At 64.6% G+C, this 17,355-nt stretch carries 16 protein-coding genes; 5 read left to right on the top strand and 11 right to left on the bottom strand.

The features are described 5' to 3' along the window. Nucleotides 1-3: 3 nt before the first annotated feature. From NO357_RS00790 to argS, 6 genes are all read right to left on the bottom strand, one after another. Entirely contained in the window at nucleotides 4-219 is a 216-nt protein-coding gene (locus tag NO357_RS00790; RefSeq protein WP_306733704.1) for a hypothetical protein, read from the bottom strand. A 95-nt stretch (nucleotides 220-314) separates the two neighbouring features. Further along, nucleotides 315-971 (bottom strand): SMC-Scp complex subunit ScpB, encoded by a 657-nt coding sequence (scpB, locus tag NO357_RS00785; protein WP_306733703.1) that lies wholly within the window; start codon nucleotides 969-971, stop codon nucleotides 315-317. A gap of 4 nt (nucleotides 972-975) precedes the next feature. Continuing rightward, nucleotides 976-1,764, bottom strand: coding sequence for a segregation and condensation protein A (locus tag NO357_RS00780; protein ID WP_306733702.1), 789 nt, complete (start codon nucleotides 1,762-1,764; stop codon nucleotides 976-978). Next, complete coding sequence (gene nagZ / locus NO357_RS00775; RefSeq protein WP_306733701.1) at nucleotides 1,757-2,764, bottom strand: beta-N-acetylhexosaminidase; 1,008 nt, start codon at nucleotides 2,762-2,764, stop codon at nucleotides 1,757-1,759. The genes NO357_RS00780 and nagZ overlap by 8 nt, the downstream gene beginning before the upstream one ends. Beyond that, nucleotides 2,761-3,762: an SPOR domain-containing protein gene (locus NO357_RS00770; protein WP_306733700.1), complete on the bottom strand. Its 1,002-nt coding sequence runs from the start codon at nucleotides 3,760-3,762 to the stop codon at nucleotides 2,761-2,763. Before NO357_RS00770 ends, nagZ begins: the two co-directional genes overlap by 4 nt. Before the next feature lie 88 nt (nucleotides 3,763-3,850). Then, a complete protein-coding gene (gene argS / locus NO357_RS00765) occupies nucleotides 3,851-5,596 on the bottom strand; it encodes an arginine--tRNA ligase (RefSeq protein WP_306733699.1) in 1,746 nt (581 codons plus the stop codon). A 130-nt stretch (nucleotides 5,597-5,726) separates the two neighbouring features. On the opposite strand from argS, the gene typA reads away from it, so the two are divergent. The 4 genes from typA (at nucleotide 5,727) to NO357_RS00745 (ending at nucleotide 9,010) form a co-directional block, all read left to right on the top strand. Next, nucleotides 5,727-7,547, top strand: coding sequence for a translational GTPase TypA (typA, locus tag NO357_RS00760; RefSeq protein WP_306733698.1), 1,821 nt, complete (start codon nucleotides 5,727-5,729; stop codon nucleotides 7,545-7,547). Between the two features lie 139 nt (nucleotides 7,548-7,686). Further along, the gene (locus tag NO357_RS00755; protein ID WP_306733697.1) at nucleotides 7,687-7,977 is read left to right on the top strand and encodes a hypothetical protein; all 291 of its coding nucleotides are present in this window, start codon (nucleotides 7,687-7,689) and stop codon (nucleotides 7,975-7,977) included. Nucleotides 7,978-8,076: 99 nt separating this feature from the next. After that, nucleotides 8,077-8,469 carry a hypothetical protein gene (locus NO357_RS00750; RefSeq protein WP_306733696.1) on the top strand — a complete coding sequence of 131 codons (393 nt, stop codon included), beginning with the start codon at nucleotides 8,077-8,079 and terminating at the stop codon, nucleotides 8,467-8,469. A 61-nt stretch (nucleotides 8,470-8,530) separates the two neighbouring features. Next, nucleotides 8,531-9,010, top strand: coding sequence for a helix-turn-helix transcriptional regulator (locus NO357_RS00745; protein WP_306733695.1), 480 nt, complete (start codon nucleotides 8,531-8,533; stop codon nucleotides 9,008-9,010). Between the two features lie 61 nt (nucleotides 9,011-9,071). Here the strand turns inward: NO357_RS00745 and NO357_RS00740 are convergent, their stop codons facing one another. The 4 genes from NO357_RS00740 to recA all read right to left on the bottom strand — a co-directional run bounded on the left by NO357_RS00740 (nucleotide 9,072) and on the right by recA (nucleotide 13,857). Further along, on the bottom strand, nucleotides 9,072-9,617 hold the full coding sequence (locus NO357_RS00740; protein ID WP_306733694.1) for a histidine phosphatase family protein: 546 nt from the start codon (nucleotides 9,615-9,617) through the stop codon (nucleotides 9,072-9,074). Between the two features lie 44 nt (nucleotides 9,618-9,661). Continuing rightward, nucleotides 9,662-9,949, bottom strand: a complete 288-nt coding sequence (locus tag NO357_RS00735; protein WP_306733693.1) for a DUF1330 domain-containing protein — start codon at nucleotides 9,947-9,949, stop codon at nucleotides 9,662-9,664. Between the two features lies 1 nt (nucleotide 9,950). Further along, entirely contained in the window at nucleotides 9,951-12,623 is a 2,673-nt protein-coding gene (gene alaS / locus NO357_RS00730) for an alanine--tRNA ligase (RefSeq protein ID WP_306733692.1), read from the bottom strand. 151 nt (nucleotides 12,624-12,774) lie between these two features. Further along, nucleotides 12,775-13,857, bottom strand: a complete 1,083-nt coding sequence (recA, locus tag NO357_RS00725) for a recombinase RecA (protein ID WP_306733691.1) — start codon at nucleotides 13,855-13,857, stop codon at nucleotides 12,775-12,777. 201 nt (nucleotides 13,858-14,058) lie between these two features. On the opposite strand from recA, the gene NO357_RS00720 reads away from it, so the two are divergent. Then, nucleotides 14,059-14,655 carry a gamma-glutamyl kinase gene (locus NO357_RS00720; RefSeq protein WP_306733690.1) on the top strand — a complete coding sequence of 199 codons (597 nt, stop codon included), beginning with the start codon at nucleotides 14,059-14,061 and terminating at the stop codon, nucleotides 14,653-14,655. Nucleotides 14,656-14,914: 259 nt separating this feature from the next. Here NO357_RS00720 and NO357_RS00715 read toward each other — a convergent pair whose 3' ends face one another. After that, a complete protein-coding gene (locus NO357_RS00715; protein WP_306733689.1) occupies nucleotides 14,915-17,254 on the bottom strand; it encodes a hybrid sensor histidine kinase/response regulator in 2,340 nt (779 codons plus the stop codon). Nucleotides 17,255-17,355 lie beyond the last annotated feature (101 nt).

Below are 17,355 nucleotides of genomic sequence, written 5' to 3'. Positions count from 1 at the left end.
GCCTCACATCCGCCCGGCGCGCCGGGCGATCTTCATGCCCTGCCGCGCCCGCTTCGCCGCTTGCTTGCCGGCGCGGGCTTGCTGGCGTTCCTCCGGGGTCATCTCGTCGCGCGTCTTGCCCCGGCCGGCGATCTTGTCGAGGCCGGCATCCAACCCCTTGTTGACCGCCTTGCGCATCACCATGCGCATGATCATGTTGATGATCTGGTTGGCGTTCATTGCGCCACTCCTTGCTGCTGCCTCAGTACAATTCTAGATAGGGATTGTGCCGACATTGTGGCAAGTCCCCGGCTCGCCATCCGACAGTGACGCGTTCAATCCTCGAACAACTCGCTCTGCCCCTCGGTGGCTTCATCCTCCTCTTCAGGGTCGGTCAGCTGCGGGCCCAGACCCGGTGGCGGTCGACTTTCCAGCAGTCCGGCCGAGCGCAGCTCCTTCAGCCCCGGCAGATCGCGGGCGCTTTCCAGCCCGAAGTGGTCGAGAAAGTTCTGCGTCACCACGAAAGTCACCGGCCGTCCCGGCGTCATCTTGCGCCGGCCGAAGCGGATCCATTCCATCTCCAAGAGCTGGTCCACCGTGCCGCGACTGACCGAGACGCCGCGGATTTCCTCGATCTCTGCGCGGGTTACCGGCTGGTGATAGGCGATGATCGCCAGGGTCTCGATCGCCGCGCGGCTGAGTTTGCGGGTCTCGACCACTTCCTTCTGCATCAGGAACCCGAGGTCCGGCGCGGTGCGGATCGCCCAGGCGTCGCCCACCTTGACCACTCGCACACCACGACCCTCATAACGCTTCCGGAGATGCACCAGCGCCTCGGCCGCGTCCGATCCGTGTGGCATCCGATCGTTCAGCTCCTTGACGCTCACAGGTTCGGCGCTGGCAAAGAGGATCGCCTCGACCATGCGTTCCTGGTCGGCGATGGGGGGCGCCTCGAACAGGCTTTCCTCTTCTTCCTCAATTTGTTCGCTCACACACCTAATCCTTCTTTCGCAGCTGAATCGGCGCGAATGTCTCGGTCTGCCGCAGTTCAACCTTGCCTTCCTTGGCCAGTTCCAGCGCCGCCGCAAAGGTCGACGCCGTGGCGGACCGCCGCCGTCCCGGATCGGCATCCCAGCCTTCCGGCACATAGGACGAGAGGTCGGTCCAGCTGCCCGCAAACCCAATCAGCCCGCGCATCCGGTCGAGCGCCTGCTCCATGGTGAAGACTGCGTCGCGGTCCATAACGAAGGGGCGAAACTCGTCGCGGGTGCGAATGCGGGCATAGCCCTGCATCAGGTCAAGCAGATTGGCCGTGTAGTTGACCTTGCGTGTCCGCATCACATCTTCGGGGACGCCGCGGGCGAAGAAATCACGCTGCAGCCGATCGCGGGCCATCAGCTTGGCGGCGACATCGCGCATCGCCTGCAAACGCTCCAGCTGGAACGCCAGATGTGCCGCGAGCTCCTCGCCGGACGGCCCCTCTTCTGTAGGGTCGGGCGGCAGCAGCAGCCTCGACTTCAGAAACGCCAGCCACGCCGCCATCACTAGGTAGTCGGCCGCCAGTTCGATGCGCAACTGCTTGGCCTGCTCGACGAAGGCCAGGTATTGCTGTGCCAACTGCAACACCGAGATCTTGCGTAGGTCGACCTTCTGGGTACGCGACAGCATCAGCAGGACGTCCAGCGGGCCTTCGAACCCATCGACGTCAACGATCAGCGCCTCGGCCGCCATCCGTTCGGCAACCGACACCTGATCTTCCTGAAATTCGTCCGTGTCCTCAGCCATGCCCCACGCCTTCCAGAAGCGCCTCAAGTTCGGCGTCCAGAGCGGCAATGTCAATCTCGTCGGGCTCATGCCGGGCCGCGACCGCCCGTTCGGCGCGGGCCTGCGCCGCCGGCCCCAGGCGACCGGCGGCCTCCGCCACCTGTCGGCGTTCCTCCAGCGTGCCGTTGCAATGCAGAATCACGTCGCAGCCGGCGGCGAGCGCTTGCCGGCTCAACTCGCCCAGATCGCCCTTAAGCGCCTTCATCGAGATGTCGTCGGTCATGATCAGCCCGTTGAAGCCGATCTCCTCGCGGATCAATTGCATCATTCTGGGCGACAGCGTCGCCGGGGCATCGTCAATCGCCTCGAAAACCACATGCGCCGTCATCCCCAGCGGAAAATCATTCAGCGCATGAAACGGAAAGAAATCGACGACGTCCAGTTCATCCTTCGCGCTATCGACATGCGGCAGATCATGATGGCTGTCGGCTACCGCGCGACCATGACCGGGGATGTGCTTGACCACCGGCAGCACCCCGCCGTCGAGATGCGCCTGCGCCACGGCGCGACCGATCCGCGCCACATGCCGCGGCGTATCCCCATAACAACGGTTCCTAAGAAAGGGGTGCGTGTCACTCCGGGCGACATCAACCAAGGGCGCACAGTTGCTGTCGATGCCGCACGCGCGCAGTTCCTGCGCGATCAGGCGGTAACGCAGATACATTGCCCGTTCGGCCCGGTCTCCAGCCGCCTCCACGTGCTCGAGCGGTGGCAACCAGTCGCGCCAGCGCGGCCCACGAAGCCGCTGCACCCGGCCGCCCTCTTGATCGATGGTGATCGGCGCGTCGCGGCCCACCGCCTCGCGCATCTCGGCCGTCAGCCGCCGCAGCTGCGCCGGGCTTTCGACATTGCGGGAAAACAGGATGAAACCGAACGGGTCGGCCTCGCGGAAAAAGGCGCGCTCGTCGGCGGTCAGCGTCAACCCGTCGGCATCGAGAATCGTCGCGCCCCAACCGCTCACTTGGCGCTGACCGGAATGCAGTCGGCCTTTTCGGCCACCAATGCCGAGCAGAAACGTCGCGCATCGCTGAGATCGGCAAAGCCCATCGCCCGCAATCGGTAGAAGATGCGTCCGCCGGATTGTGCTTTCTGGATCACCATCTGTTTACCATCGAGATAGTCAGCGAACCGCACGTTCAGCTTGTCCCACTCACCGCGCGCCGTCTCGGGGCTGTCGAAGGCGCCGAGCTGGGCCAGCTTGGTGCCAGCCGGAATGCCCGCCGGATCGACTTCCGGCCTCGCCGACGCGGCTTCCGGCACCGCCACGGCCGCCGCTTTCTTCAGCGCATCCGGGCGCAGGACCGGACGCAGCGAGCGCTTGAGGCCCCCCTTGATCTCGGGCTTGGCCGCAGCCGCCTTGACCGCCTCCGCGATCGCGGCCGCAACCTCGGCTTCGGGCTGTTCCGGCGCCGCCGCGGCCGTCGGCTGCACCGTTTCCGGCCCCGAGTCTGCCCCGGCCAACGGCGCCGCACCCGACGACAACTGATCGGCAAGGGCCCGGATCGACTCCATCTGCGGCGTCTCCAGCGCGCCAGAGCGGCCGGTCTTGTCGGTCTTGTCCGTTTCAGCTGGCGTGATCGCCTGTGCCGCGCGTTGCGGCAGGTCCTCATCCTCGAGCGAGACTGGCGCCGGGGCCAGGATCAGCCGGTCAGCGGGCCGCGCCGCCGCGCCATCGGCCGCCACCTCGTTAACCGCGAGCCCCTGATGCAGGGCCGGCCGGCCGCCGGGGTCGTCGGGCGCCACCCGCATCGGTGCCTTACTGGCCGCGCGCACCACCGGCACGCCCGACACGTCGCGCGAAATCATCTGATAGCCCCAGATACCGACGCCCACAACCAGGGCCAGCGAGACCACGGCCCCGGCCCAGTTGGTGATCGTTCCCAGGGTTTGAACCGCATTTCCGCCCTGCACCGGCTGGTTCGGCGCGGGCACGTTGCCGCCGAAAGGAATTTCTGCCATCGTCGCCTCTTTTCGTGCCCCGGGCGATGCATGGCCGCCGGAGCTCGTTACTGCCTGTGCCCCGGCTAAGTTGTCGCGAAGGATGCGTTTAGCGCATCTCTTCCGCCGGAGTTACGCCCAAAATACCAAGACCTGCGGAAATAACAACGGCCACGGACCGCGCGAGTGCAATTTTCGCCTGTGACGTGGCCGCGTCGTCCTCTTGCAGGAAACGCAGTTCGGGCTGATCGTTGCCACGGTTCCATAAGGAATGGAAATCGCTGGCCAGGTCATAAAGGAAGAACGCAACCCGGTGCGGCTCGTTGCTGCGGGCCGCAGTTTCCACCAGTCGCGGCCATTCCGCAATCTTGCGTGCCACCGCCAGCTCTGCGTCGTGCCCGAGCTGCGCCAGATCGGCGGCGCCCAGTGTCGCGTCATCCACCACGATGCCGGCCTCGGCGGCCTTGCGCAGCACCGAACACACCCGCGCGTGGGCGTACTGCACATAGAAGACTGGGTTGTCCTTCGACTGTTCCAGCACTTTGTCGAAATCGAAATCCAGTGGCGCGTCGTTCTTGCGGGTGAGCATGTGGAAGCGGGTCACGTCCGACCCGACCTGCTCGACCACGTCACGCAGCGTGACGAAGGTACCGGCGCGTTTCGACATCTTGAACGGCTCACCGTTCTTGTAGAGCTTTACCAGCTGGGTCAGCTTGATGTCGAGCGGCACCTTGCCGTCGCTGAGCGCCGACACCGCCGCCTTCATCCGCTTGACATAGCCACCGTGATCGGCGCCGAACACATCAATAAGCGCGTCGAACCCTCTGGAAACTTTGTCGAAATGATAGGCGATGTCGGGGGCGAAATAGGTCCAGCTTCCATCGGATTTCATGATCGGACGGTCGACATCGTCACCATGCGCCGTCGAGCGGAACAGGGTCTGCTCGCGCGGCTCCCAGTCTTCAGGTGTCTTGCCCTTGGGCGGCTCCAGCGTGCCGCGATAGATTAATCCCTTGTCGCGCAGCGCCTCGATCGCCGCCTCGATCCGGCCCGTGCCGTACAGCGACTTCTCGCTGAAGAACACGTCCATCGTCACGCCCAGCTGCGCCAGGTCCTCGCGGATCAGGTCCATCATCCGAACGGTGGCGAAATCGCGCACCTCCTCCAGCCATTCGGCCTCGGGCTTGTCGAGCAGGCTGTCGCCGTGCATCTCCTTCAGCGCCTGGCCCACCGGCACCAGGTAGTCGCCCGGGTAAAGCCCCTCGGCGATCTCCGGCTCCAGCCCGCAAGCTTCGCGATAGCGTTCATAGACCGAGCGCGCCAGCGTATCGACCTGTGCGCCACCATCATTAATGTAATACTCGCGGGTCACATCATAGCCCGCGAAATCCAGGAGGCTCGCCAGTGCGTCACCGAACACCGCGCCACGGGTATGGCCGACATGCAGAGGGCCCGTCGGGTTGGCCGAGACATATTCGACGTTGACCCGTTTGCCCTGCCCCAGCGTCGAACGGCCGAACCCCGCGCCCGCGGCCAGCGCCGCCTTTATGACCCCTTGCCAGGCCGACGCGTCCAGCCGCAGGTTGAGGAAACCCGGACCGGCAACCTCGGCGCTGACGATCCGCGCATCTGCCGACAGCTTACCGGCCAGCACCTCGGCGATATCACGCGGTTTCATTTGCGAAGGCTTGGCCAGCACCATCGCCGCATTGGTCGCCATGTCGCCATGACCGGCATCGCGCGGCGGTTCCACCGCAACATTGTCGAATTCCAGATCGCCGGGCAGTGTCCCTTCGGCCTGCATCGCCGCAAGGCTTTCGATCACGACCGCACGAATATCGGTAAACAGGTTCATGGCGTCTTCCCAACTGGTTTGCGCACGCGTTTATCACACCCCGCCATCTCCGCAACCCGCGGCACTTTCGCTCTGGCCTTTTGCCTCGTCCCGGGGTAGGCGCACGCCAACTCAAGGGAAATGCTCACACATGGATCTTCGCAACATCGCGATCATCGCGCATGTCGACCACGGCAAGACCACGCTGGTCGACGAACTCCTCAAACAATCCGGCGCCTTCCGGGAAAACCAGGCCGTGGCCGAACGCGCCATGGACTCGAACGACCTCGAACGCGAGCGCGGGATCACCATCCTGGCCAAGGCGACCTCGGTCGAATGGAAGGGCACGCGGATCAACATCGTCGACACCCCCGGCCACGCCGATTTCGGTGGCGAAGTCGAGCGCATCCTCAGCATGGTCGATGGCGTCGTGCTGCTGGTCGACGCCGCCGAGGGCCCAATGCCACAGACCAAGTTTGTCACCTCCAAGGCGCTGGCGCTGGGCCTGCGCCCCATCGTCGTGCTCAACAAGGTCGACAAACCCGATGCCGAACCCGACCGCGCCCTGGACGAGGTGTTCGACCTGTTCGCCAATTTGGGCGCCGATGACGACCAGCTCGACTTCCCGCACCTTTATGCGTCGGGGCGTTCGGGCTGGGCTGACCCCGAGCTCGATGGCCCCCGCAAGGATCTGCACGCGCTCTTCAACCTGATCGTCAATCATGTCCCCGCGCCGCGCCAGCAGAAGCACGCCGACGAGGATTTCCGCATGTTGGCCACCACCTTGGGTGCCGATCCGTTCGTCGGCCGCATCCTAACAGGCCGCGTCGAATCCGGCCGCATCAAGGTGGGCCAGACCGTGCAGGCCCTGTCCCGAGTCGGCCAGAAGATCGAGCAGTTCCGCGTCACCCGTATCCAGGCCTTCCGCGGCCTCACCATGGCCGATATCGACGAGGCCGTGGCCGGCGACATCGTCTCGGTCGCCGGCATGGCCAAGGCCACCGTCTCGGACACGATCTGCGCGCTGGCTGTCGAGGACCCGATCGAAGCCCAGCCGATCGACCCGCCGACAATCTCGGTCACCTTCGGCATCAACGACAGCCCGCTTGCGGGACGCGATGGCAAGAAGGTGCAATCGCGCGTCATCCGCGACCGGCTGCTGAAAGAAGCTGAATCGAACGTTGCCATCAAGGTCACCGACACACCCGGCGGCGAGGCCTTCGAGGTCGCCGGCCGCGGTGAGCTGCAGATGGGCGTGCTGATCGAGAACATGCGCCGCGAAGGCTTCGAGCTGTCGATCTCGCGTCCGCAGGTACTGATGCGCGAACAAGACGGCACCACGCTCGAACCGATCGAGGAAGTGACCATCGACGTCGATGACGACTATTCCGGCGCGGTGATCGAGAAAATCACCGGACCCCGACGCGGCGAGATGACCGAGATGAAACCGGCCGGCGTGGGCAAGACCCGCATCATCGCGCTGGTGCCGTCGCGCGGGCTGATCGGTTATCACGGCGAATTCCTGACCGACACCCGTGGCACCGGCGTGCTGAACCGTGTGTTCCACGGCTGGGCCCCGCACAAGGGCCCGATCCCGGGCCGCCGCGCCGGTGTTCTGATCTCGATGGAGAACGGCGAAGCCGTCGCCTACGCGCTGTGGAACCTGGAAGAGCGCGGCCGCATGTTCATCGGCCCGCAGGAAAAGGTCTATCAGGGCATGATCATCGGCGAGCATTCTCGCGACAACGATCTCGAGGTGAACCCACTCAAGGGCAAGAAGCTGACAAACGTGCGCGCCTCGGGCTCGGACGAGGCGGTGCGGCTGACGCCACATGTCCAGTTCAGCCTGGAAGAGGCCATCGCCTACATCAACGACGATGAACTGGTCGAGGTCACCCCCAACGCGATCCGTCTGCGCAAACGCCATCTCGACCCACACGAGCGCAAGCGCGCCGCCAAGGCCACCGCCTAAACCCACATAAGCGAACCGCTTAAAGAGCCTGATTTAGCGCATTCCGCCAATATCGTCGGCGGGTGCGGCATGGTCTTCTTTTTCTCGTGCTGTCGCACATGACCGGCACGACAACATTGCAACAAACGAGGCAAAGATCATGACCAAGTTTCTCATTTCCGCCGCAGCAATCGTCTTGAGCGCAGGGTTCGCCCTGGCCGACGAGCCGGCCGAAGAAACCGACGGCGCGGAACTGCAGAATCAGTACCGGCATCAGCACCGCGAGCAGCAGGATCCGCAGAGCCGCCATCAGCATCAGACTCACAATGGCGTTGGCGTTTCCCAAGCTGACGGCACTGCCGAGGCGGGTGCCGGCTCTGCCAATGGCGCAGGTGGTCCGGGCAATGGCGCCGGCGCTGGCGACGGCGCTGGCGGCCCGGGCAAAGGCTGACCCCCGGCCAATAGGCGCCTGCACTGGCGCAGCGCAACCCTTCCCTGCTTGCGCTGCGCCAACAATCACCGTTATTGCGGTTGCAAGGACCGAACCAAAATGACCCGTCTCCGCTTTCTCGCGCTGTCTCTTCTGCTCGCCCTGGCCACGCCGGCGGTGGCACAGAATGACTATGCCGCCCCGGTGATCTCGCGGCTCGAGGCGGAAGGCTATACCGTCACCGACGTCAGGCGCACCTTGCTGGGGCGTACCCTGATCGTTTCGGAAAACCGTCGCGCCCTGCGCGAGGTCGTGCTCAACCGCCACACCGGCGAGATTCTGCGCGACCGGCTGTTCTCCCGTCCCAATCCCCAGCCATCCGTTGTAGATACACCTGCCCCGGCACCCGCGGGCGCGGCAGACAGCGCAGGCGGTAGCAATGGCGGCAATGGCGGCGGTGGCAACGGCGGCGGCAACGGCGGCGGAAATGGTAGCGGCAACGGCAACAACTGAAGCGAAAGGGCCCGCGGATCTCCCGAACCCACGCCATATTCCGTCAGCGCGTTGGCGCCCAATGATCAAGCGCCCCGCCCTTGTCTGGACCCTGATCGCCGTGCAGAGCCTGTGCGGCGGTTATTTTCTCTGGGAACTTCTGGGGTCGATTTTTGGTTTACCCACGCTGCCCCTGCGCTGGCAGTGGCGCGAAGTTATCGAAATCGGTGCCGTGCTGGGGCTTGTCCTCGGGGCCGGGTTCGGCGTCAGCCTCGCGCTGTCGGCCCAACGCGAGATCGCCCGCGCCAACTCCGCCCTGCGCCTCACCGCCGGTAAGTTTTCAGAAGAGGTCGATGCCTATTTCGCTCGCCTCGCCCTCACCCCGGCCGAAGCCGAGGTCGCCTGGTTTATCCTTAAAGGCCTGCCCCTTGTGGAAATCGCGCGCCTGCGTAACACCAGCGAAAGCACTGTTCGTGTGCAAAGCACCGCAATCTATCGCAAGTCCGGAACCTCGGGAAAAACCCAGTTTCTATCGCAGATCGTCGAAGACCTGCTGCTCTGAGCCCAAGGGGGCCAACCGACACCAGCCCGCGAGGAAGGCGGCCCGGAAAAGCCAGCCGGCGTCACGGATCGATCAGGATCCGGCCGGTGACCTCCAGCGCCCCGTCGCGCCATTCCGTCACCACGATCTCGCCCGACTGCGGATAGATACCGGTCAGAGCGGTGATGTTGACCTGATGCGTGACCAACAGCAGCCGCCGCCCTGACACCGCCGCGATTTTGTCCAGAGCGGCCTTGGTCTGCGGATCGCGTTGCCTGCGGTCAGCGAAAAAGGAATTCAGCGCCGGCACCTCGGCCACTTGGCCAAGGCCCAGAAGCGCCGCCGTGTCCCGGCATCGGCACCACTGGCTCGACCAGATCGCATCAAAGCCGATGCCCTGCGTGCGCAGACGCTCACCGATCCGCCGCGCCTGATCGCGTCCGCGGTCATCAAGATTGCGCTGCGTCGTGCAATCGTCCATCCGGAAACCTGAGGGGTCGCCCGTCCCGGGCGCCAGCGCGTGCCGCATCAGGACAATCGCCGTCGGGCTTTCCAGTGCCTTCAAGTCCTCGGCCGACGCCAGAATTGGCTGCAACAACAGGATTAAGACACCGAGCAGTCGGATCATGGCAGGCTCCCTCGACGAGACAATCACCCGTCAGATATGGGCCTTCACTCCGAGGTTTCCACCACCATCAACTCGCGCTCGGATGCCCCACGGGCATGACTCAACGCTTCCTGGTACTCGGACGAATTGTAGCAGGCAACCGCCGCCTCGACACTGGGGAACTTCGCCACCACGTTGCGCGGCCTCTCCTTGCCTTCGAGCTGCACGAACCGCCCACCGCGGGCGATGAACGCGCCGCCATGCTTGGCAATCGCAGGCCCGGCCAGCTCGGCATATTTGCCATAAGCGTCCGGGTCGGTGACCGTCACATGCGCAATCCAGAGTGCTCCCATCTCATCCTCCCAGCACGGCTTCCGCCGCCTTGATCGCCGCGTCCGCCTTGGACGCATCGGCGCCGCCGCCCTGAGCCATGTCAGGTCGGCCACCGCCACCCTTTCCACCCAGTTCCGGCACCGCCGCCTTCACCAGGTCAACCGCCGAGACCCTGTCGGTCAAGTCCGCCGTGACGCCTGCCGCCACCGCCGCCTTGCCGCCGGTCTCGGCGATCAACAGGATCGCCCCGGTGCCAAGCCGCCTCTTGTGTTCGTCAATCAGTGCCGGCAAGTCCTTACCGCTGACACCTTGCAGTACCTGCGCGAAGAACGGGATACCGCCTACCTCGCGGGCTTCGTCCCCCCCGCCCTGCCCGGCCCCGCCGGCCATGGCAAGCTCGCGCCGAAGCTGCGCCACCTCGTTCTGAAGTGCCTTGCGCTCGTCGAGCAGCACCTTCAGCCGCGTTTCCAACTCGCCCGGCTGCGCCTTTACGGCTTCGGCGAGGTTCGCCACCAGCTTGGCCTGCTCTTCGAGGTAATCTAACGCGGCTGCTCCGGTCAGCGCCTCGATTCTGCGCACGCCGGCCGAGGACGCGCTGTCGCCCAGGATCACGCAAAGCCCGATGTCGCCGGTCTGCTTGACGTGCGTGCCGCCGCAGAGTTCGATCGAATAGGTTTCGCCGTTCGATCCCTTGCCGGTGGCCGCCAATCCCATCGACACGACCCGCACCTCGTCGCCGTATTTCTCGCCAAACAGCGCCTGTGCACCGATCTCGCGGGCATCGTCGGGGGTCATGACCCGCGTCGTCACCGGACTGTTCTGGCGGATAAAACCGTTGACCTCCTCGACCACGGCATGCAACTCCTGCGCGCTCAGCGCCTTGGAGTGGCTGAAATCGAAGCGCAGCCGGTCCTCGTCGTTCAGCGAGCCGCGCTGCGCCACGTGTTCGCCCAGGTGGACACGCAGCGCTTCGTGCAGCAGATGCGTTGCCGAGTGATTGGCCCGCACCTTGCTGCGCCGCTTGTGGTCGACCTCCAGCGCAACGGTATCGCCGACTGACAGCGTGCCACGCTTGGGCGACAACCTGTGCGCTACGAGCTTGCCATCCGCGAATTTCTGAACGTCGGAGACAACGCTCACGTCATCCATATCCTCGAGCCGGCGGACGTAGCCGTGATCGGCCACCTGGCCGCCGGCTTCGGCATAAAACGGCGTCTGATTCAGCACCGCCCAGCCGTTTTCGCTCTCTTTCAGTGCCTTGACCTGCACCCCGTCCTTGACCAACGCCACGACCTGCCCCTCGGCAGTTTCGGTGTCATAACCGAGAAAATCCGTGGCCCCCGCCGCATCGGCAATGTCGAACCAAAGCGCCGCATCGGCGGCCTCGCCCGAGCCGGACCACGCCGCCCGGGCCTTGGCCTTCTGCTCTGCCATCGACGCATCGAACCCGGCAACATCGACGCCACGCCCCTTCTCGCGCAGCGCGTCCTGCGTAAGATCTAGTGGAAAACCATAGGTGTCATAGAGCCGGAACGCGGCTTCGCCGGGAAGATCGGCCCCGTCGGACAGCCCCGCCAATTCCTCGTCCAAAAGCTTGAGTCCGCGGTCTAGCGTCTGCTTGAAGCGGGTCTCCTCCAGCTCCAGCGTCTCCTCGATCAACGCCTGCGCCCGGCCCAGTTCCGGATAGGCCGCCCCCATCTGATGCACCAGCGCATTCACCAGCCGGTACATCACCGGGTCCTTGGCGCCCAGAAGATGCGCGTGCCGCATCGCCCGGCGCATAATCCGGCGCAGCACGTAACCGCGCCCGTCGTTGCTCGGCATCACCCCGTCGGCGATCAGGAAACTGGTCGAGCGCAGATGGTCGGCGATCACCCGATGGTGGGTCTTTCCCGACCCGTCCGGATCAGTGCTGGTGACGTCCGCACTGGCTTCGATCAGCGCTCGCATCAGGTCAGTGTCGTAGTTGTCGTGTTTGCCTTGCAGCAGCGCGCCGATCCGCTCCAGCCCCATACCGGTGTCGATCGACTGCATATCGAGCGGCACCATCGAGCCATCCTCGAACTGTTCGTTCTGCATGAAGACGATGTTCCAGATCTCGATGAACCGGTCGCCATCCTCTTCCGGGCTGCCCGGCGGACCGCCCCAGATATGATCTCCATGGTCATAGAAGATCTCGGTGCATGGCCCGCAGGGGCCGGTCGGTCCCATCTGCCAGAAATTGTCACTCGTGGCGATGCGGATGATGCGTTCTTCCGGCACGCCGACCTTTTTCCAGATTTCAAAGGCTTCATCGTCAGTGTGGTAGACCGTGGTCCAGAGCCGGTTGGCATCGATGCCGAAATCCTTGGTGATCAGTTCCCAGGCAAAAGGGATCGCGGCGTCTTTGAAGTAGTCCCCGAAGCTGAAATTCCCCAGCATCTCGAAGAAGGTATGGTGCCGCGCGGTGTAACCCACGTTGTCGAGATCATTGTGCTTGCCGCCGGCGCGCACGCATTTCTGCGCCGTGGTGGCGCGTTTGTAGTCGCGGGTTTCGACGCCGGTGAACAGGTTCTTGAACTGCACCATGCCCGAGTTGACGAACATCAGCGTCGGGTCGTTGCGCGGCACGAGCGGCGAGGACGCCACAACCTCGTGGTCGTTCTTGGCAAAGTAATTCAGGAAGGTCGAACGGATATCGTTCAGGCTGGGCATGGTGCGGGCTCTCTCATGCAGCAATCTGCGGTTCAAAGCCCGGGTTTATCCCCAAGCCCCGCCCCTGTCCACAGGGCTTGACGCCGCGCCGTGCCCGGAACGCAAAAGGGCCGCCCGATCAGGCGGCCCGAACTGGTCTTTTCTAGGGGAATCAGCCGTCGAGCAGCGCGTCTTCGGTGTCGTCGCCGTCGGGACCAGCCAGCATGTCGAAGTCCAGCCCGTGCGCCGCCCGGATCTTGTCCTCGATCTCCAGCGCGATGGCCGGGTTTTCCTTGAGAAACTGGCGGGTGTTCTCGCGGCCCTGGCCGATGCGCTCATCGCCATAGGAATACCAGGCGCCCGATTTCTGCACCACGCCGGCGGCCACGCCGAGATCGATCAACTCGCCCGTCTTGGAGATCCCTTCGCCATAGAGGATGTCGAATTCCACCTGGCGGAACGGCGGTGCCACCTTGTTCTTCACCACCTTGACGCGGGTCTGGTTGCCGATCACCTCGTCGCGGTCCTTGACCGCACCGATGCGACGAATGTCGAGCCGCACGCTGGAATAGAATTTCAGCGCGTTGCCGCCGGTGGTGGTTTCCGGGCTGCCGAACATCACCCCGATCTTCATGCGGATCTGGTTGATGAAGATCACCATGCAGTTGCTGCGCGAGATCGAACCGGTGAGCTTGCGCATCGCCTGGCTCATCAGCCGGGCCTGCACGCCGACGCTGGAATCGCCCATATCGCCCTCAAGCTCGCTTTTCGGCGTCAGGGCCGCGACCGAGTCGACCACCACCATGCTGACCGCACCCGAGCGCACCAGCGTATCGGTGATCTCCAGCGCTTGCTCGCCGGTGTCGGGCTGGCTGATCAGCAACTCGTCAAGGTTGATCCCCAGTTTCTTGGCATATTGCGGGTCGAGCGCATGTTCGGCATCGACGAAGGCACAGACCCCGCCCTTTTTCTGTTCTTCGGCTACGCAATGCAGCGTCAGTGTGGTTTTGCCCGAGCTTTCCGGTCCGTAGATCTCGACGATCCGGCCCTTGGGCAGGCCGCCGATGCCCAGGGCGATATCGAGCCCCAGCGAACCGGTCGAGGTCGACTCGATCTGCTGCACGGCATTTTCCGAGCCGAGCTTCATGATCGAACCCTTGCCGAATTGCCGTTCGATCTGCGCCAGTGCGCTGTCGAGCGCCTTCTGCTTGTCGGAATTGCCCTTGTCCATCTCGAGAACTTTTGCCGTTGCCATCTCTGTCGCCTTTCTTATTTCACAGCCACCCGCGGGCAGCAATCCGGAGTTTTGTTCATGCCTTGTTCCGCCTGACTTTCGTATGGGACCAAAAAGAGAACATTTCAACTGAATTTTTTCCTGCCTCCACTTTTTTCTAGAATGGTTAAAGAGTAGTTTACGCGCGACCGGATTTTCCGACCGGCCACGGAGGAAACGAAAATGCTCGTGTTTTCAAAGGCGAAGCTCGTTCTGTTGTCAGTGCCCAAGACCGGAACCACGGCAATCGAGGCTGCGCTGGCGCCGCAGGCGGCGATCGCCGTTCTCGAGCCTCCCGATCTCAAGCACGCGCCGCTCTATCGCTACAACCGCTACTTCCGGCCGATGGTGGATAAATTCGTGGGGGATGTCGACATCGCCGCCGTGATCCGCGAGCCGGTCAGCTGGCTGGGCAGCTGGTACCGCTACCGCGGCCGCCCATTCCTTGATGGCTCGCCGCAATCGACGCGCGGCCTCAGCTTCGAGGATTTCGTCAACGGCTATCTGGCCGAGCCGCGCGAGGTCTTCGCCAATGTCGGGTCTCAGGCCAAGTTCGTTGAACCGCGGCCGAACGGCACCGCAGTGACGCATTTCTTCCGCTACGAGGAGATGCAGACCTTCCTGCGCTTCCTCGAACAGCGGCTCGGCCAGACCGTCGAGCTGCCGCGGCTCAATGTCTCGCCGCCTGCCGACCTCACCCTGTCGCTCGAGAACGAGGCCCGCCTGCGCGCCACCTGCGCTGCGGATTTCGCTCTCTGGGACAGTATTGCACCGGAATAGCGCGGGTCGCCGCGGTCGTCCCGGCTCCAGGTGGCACGGGCCACCGGGATTGCCCGAGCCTGTACGATCCGGGTTGCCCGACCATGCAGGGTCGAATGCGGCGCGAGGTGCGAAACCTGCCTCGCCAGGAGAGGCATCGGCCACGCCCCGGCCACCCGTGCCGGATACGCCGCCCACCCGGGCCAGCCCGGCGTCGCCGTCCCGCACCCGCGCTCGGGGCGCTCAGCGCATCCCTTGCCATCGCCGCCGATGCGCCGTGTCAGTGAAGCTGGCGCCGGATCGTGTCCGTCAGCTCGTTGAGAGAAAACGGCTTCGGCAGGAACACCGCGTTCGGGATCGCGGCCTGGCCCTCCCTGAAGACGTCCTCGGCATAGCCTGAAACGAACACCACCCGCACGTCAGGCCGGTCTTCCAGAGCCCTGCGGACCCAGCTCGGACCGTCCAAACCGGGCATCACCACGTCGGTGACGAAGACATCGACCGCGAGATCGGTTTCGGCCAGCGTGGTCAGCGCCTCCTCGGCCGACTCGGCCTCGATTACGGTATAGCCGCGCAGGCGAAGCGCCCGCGAGGCAAACGCCCGCACCGGGGCCTCGTCCTCGACCAGCAGGATCACGCCCCCAGTCTCCTCCCTCGCCGCGGCATCCGTCTCGGGACCGGCCGCGGTCGTCGGCGGCTCGCAACAGACCGCCGCCGGTTCCGGCGCGACGGTTTGCCCGGCCTCGCCCGGCTGATCGCCCCGGTGGGCCGGAAACAGCAGGGTGAAACAGGAACCGTTGCCGGGCGCGCTGTCAGCGAAGATGAAGCCGCCGGTCTGCTTGACGATGCCGTAGGCCGTCGACAGACCCAGACCGGTGCCCTCGCCGGTGCGCTTGGTGGTATAGAACGGCTCGAAGATCTTCTGGAGCTTGTCGGACGGAATGCCCGTGCCCTCGTCGCGGATCTCCACTGAGACATAGTCGCCCGGCGGCACCGTCGCGCGATCCCGCCGCTGTGGGGCGTCATAGCTGATATTGCAGGTTTCGATGCGGATCTCGCCGCCCTCGGTCATGGCGTCGCGGGCGTTGACAACGATGTTCATCACCACCTGTTCGAGTTGGCGCTTGTCTGCACGCAGGCTGCGCAGCTTGGGGTCGTGGTGCAGCGTCAGAACGACTTTCTCGCCCACCAGCCTGTTCAGGAGGTGGGTCAGGTCGCTCAGCGTATCGCGCAGGTCGAGCACCTCGAGCCGCTGGGTCTGCTTGCGCGAAAACGCCAGCAACTGGCTGACCAGCGCCGCCGCCCGGTTGGCGTTCTGGTTGATCTGTACCAGGTCACTATAGTCCGGGTCACCCTGGTCGTGGCGCAGCAGCAGCAAGTCGCAATGACCCGAAATTGCCGTCAGCAGATTGTTGAAATCATGCGCCACACCGCCGGCCAGCTGGCCGATCGCCTGCATCTTCTGGCTCTGCACGAACTGCGCCTCCAGCGTTTTCAGCTCAGTCGCGTCATTCAACACCGCCACCAGCGCCGGGTCGGCCGGGTCCGAGGCCCGTTTCAGCATAACCTGGACGAACACCTCGCGATCGTCGCGCACCACACGCAAGAATTCCGATGAGTTGGTTTCGCGCCCGGTCGCCACCTCCGACAGCCAGTCGGTCAGCGAACGCCCCAGCCCTTCCATCAGCGTCGCCAGGTGCACGCCCTCGCATGTCCGCTGTCCCAACAGGTCGCGGGCCAGCCGGTTCGAGCGCAGCACCGCGCCGTCGGGGGCGATCTTCAACAGCGGTACCGGCAGCGCCTCGACCGCCGACCAGTCACCAGCGTCGTCCGTCTCGGCGGAACGCGGGACCTCCTGCGCCGGGATCAGGACCAGTTCACGACGGTCGCCCGCCAGCTGACGCTCGACAAGAAAACAGGGTTTCGGCCCTGCCGCGGTGGTCAGCAGATTGACCGCGCCGGGCCGGATCGGCAGGTCGGGAAACAGCCGCTCCACCGCCTTGACCCGCTCGCCCACCAGGTCTCGGGCCGCCTCGTTCATGAATAAAACGGTGCCGTTGCGGGCGATGGTCAGCGCGGGAAACACGATCCCCTCGGGTGCCGTCGCGTCCGGCCGCGGGCCGATCTCCTCGAAACGCCAGAGATAGTCACCGCCGGCCAGCCGATGGGTCGAGAGCCGCACCTTGCCCCGCCGGGTCACGATATCCTCGCGCGCCGCGCCGCGCTTCTCGGCCAGCAACCGCAACCGGCTCAGCACTGCCTGCGGGCTGGCGAAGACATCGCCCAGAAGTGCCGCGAGCGTCATTGCCTCGCCGGCGAAGCGGGTCCGGGCGGCCGCGTTGACGTACCACAATTCGCCATCGTCGGCAGTCACGAAACAAGGCGCGGAATCATGTGCGACGAATTCAGAGACCGCCGCCTGAGCCCGCCGATTGCGCGTCCGGAACAATCCGATCAGCAAAAAAATAACCACCACGAGCGCGGTCAGCGTGCCGCCCGCCAGCCAGAACGCAAGGCCCAGCGGGTCACTGCCGCGCAGGAAGGCCGCGGCGAGAAACAGCCCGGCCAGGATCGCAATCACCCCGGCGCGCGGGCGAAGTTCCAGCGCTGTGCGCGTCACTTGTCCTGGCGTTAGCGCCGCATAGGCCAAAGAAATCAACCCCTCAGACGAATCCTGCACCGACAATGCCGATGGAATGGTAAAAGTCGCGTTAACCGCAG

The sequence above is a fragment of the Marimonas arenosa genome (assembly GCF_030848945.1).
In the GTDB taxonomy this organism is placed as follows: Bacteria; Pseudomonadota; Alphaproteobacteria; order Rhodobacterales; family Rhodobacteraceae; genus Marimonas; species Marimonas arenosa.
Note: the sequence above shows the minus strand (reverse complement) of the source record. Positions and strands in the feature narration are given on the sequence as shown.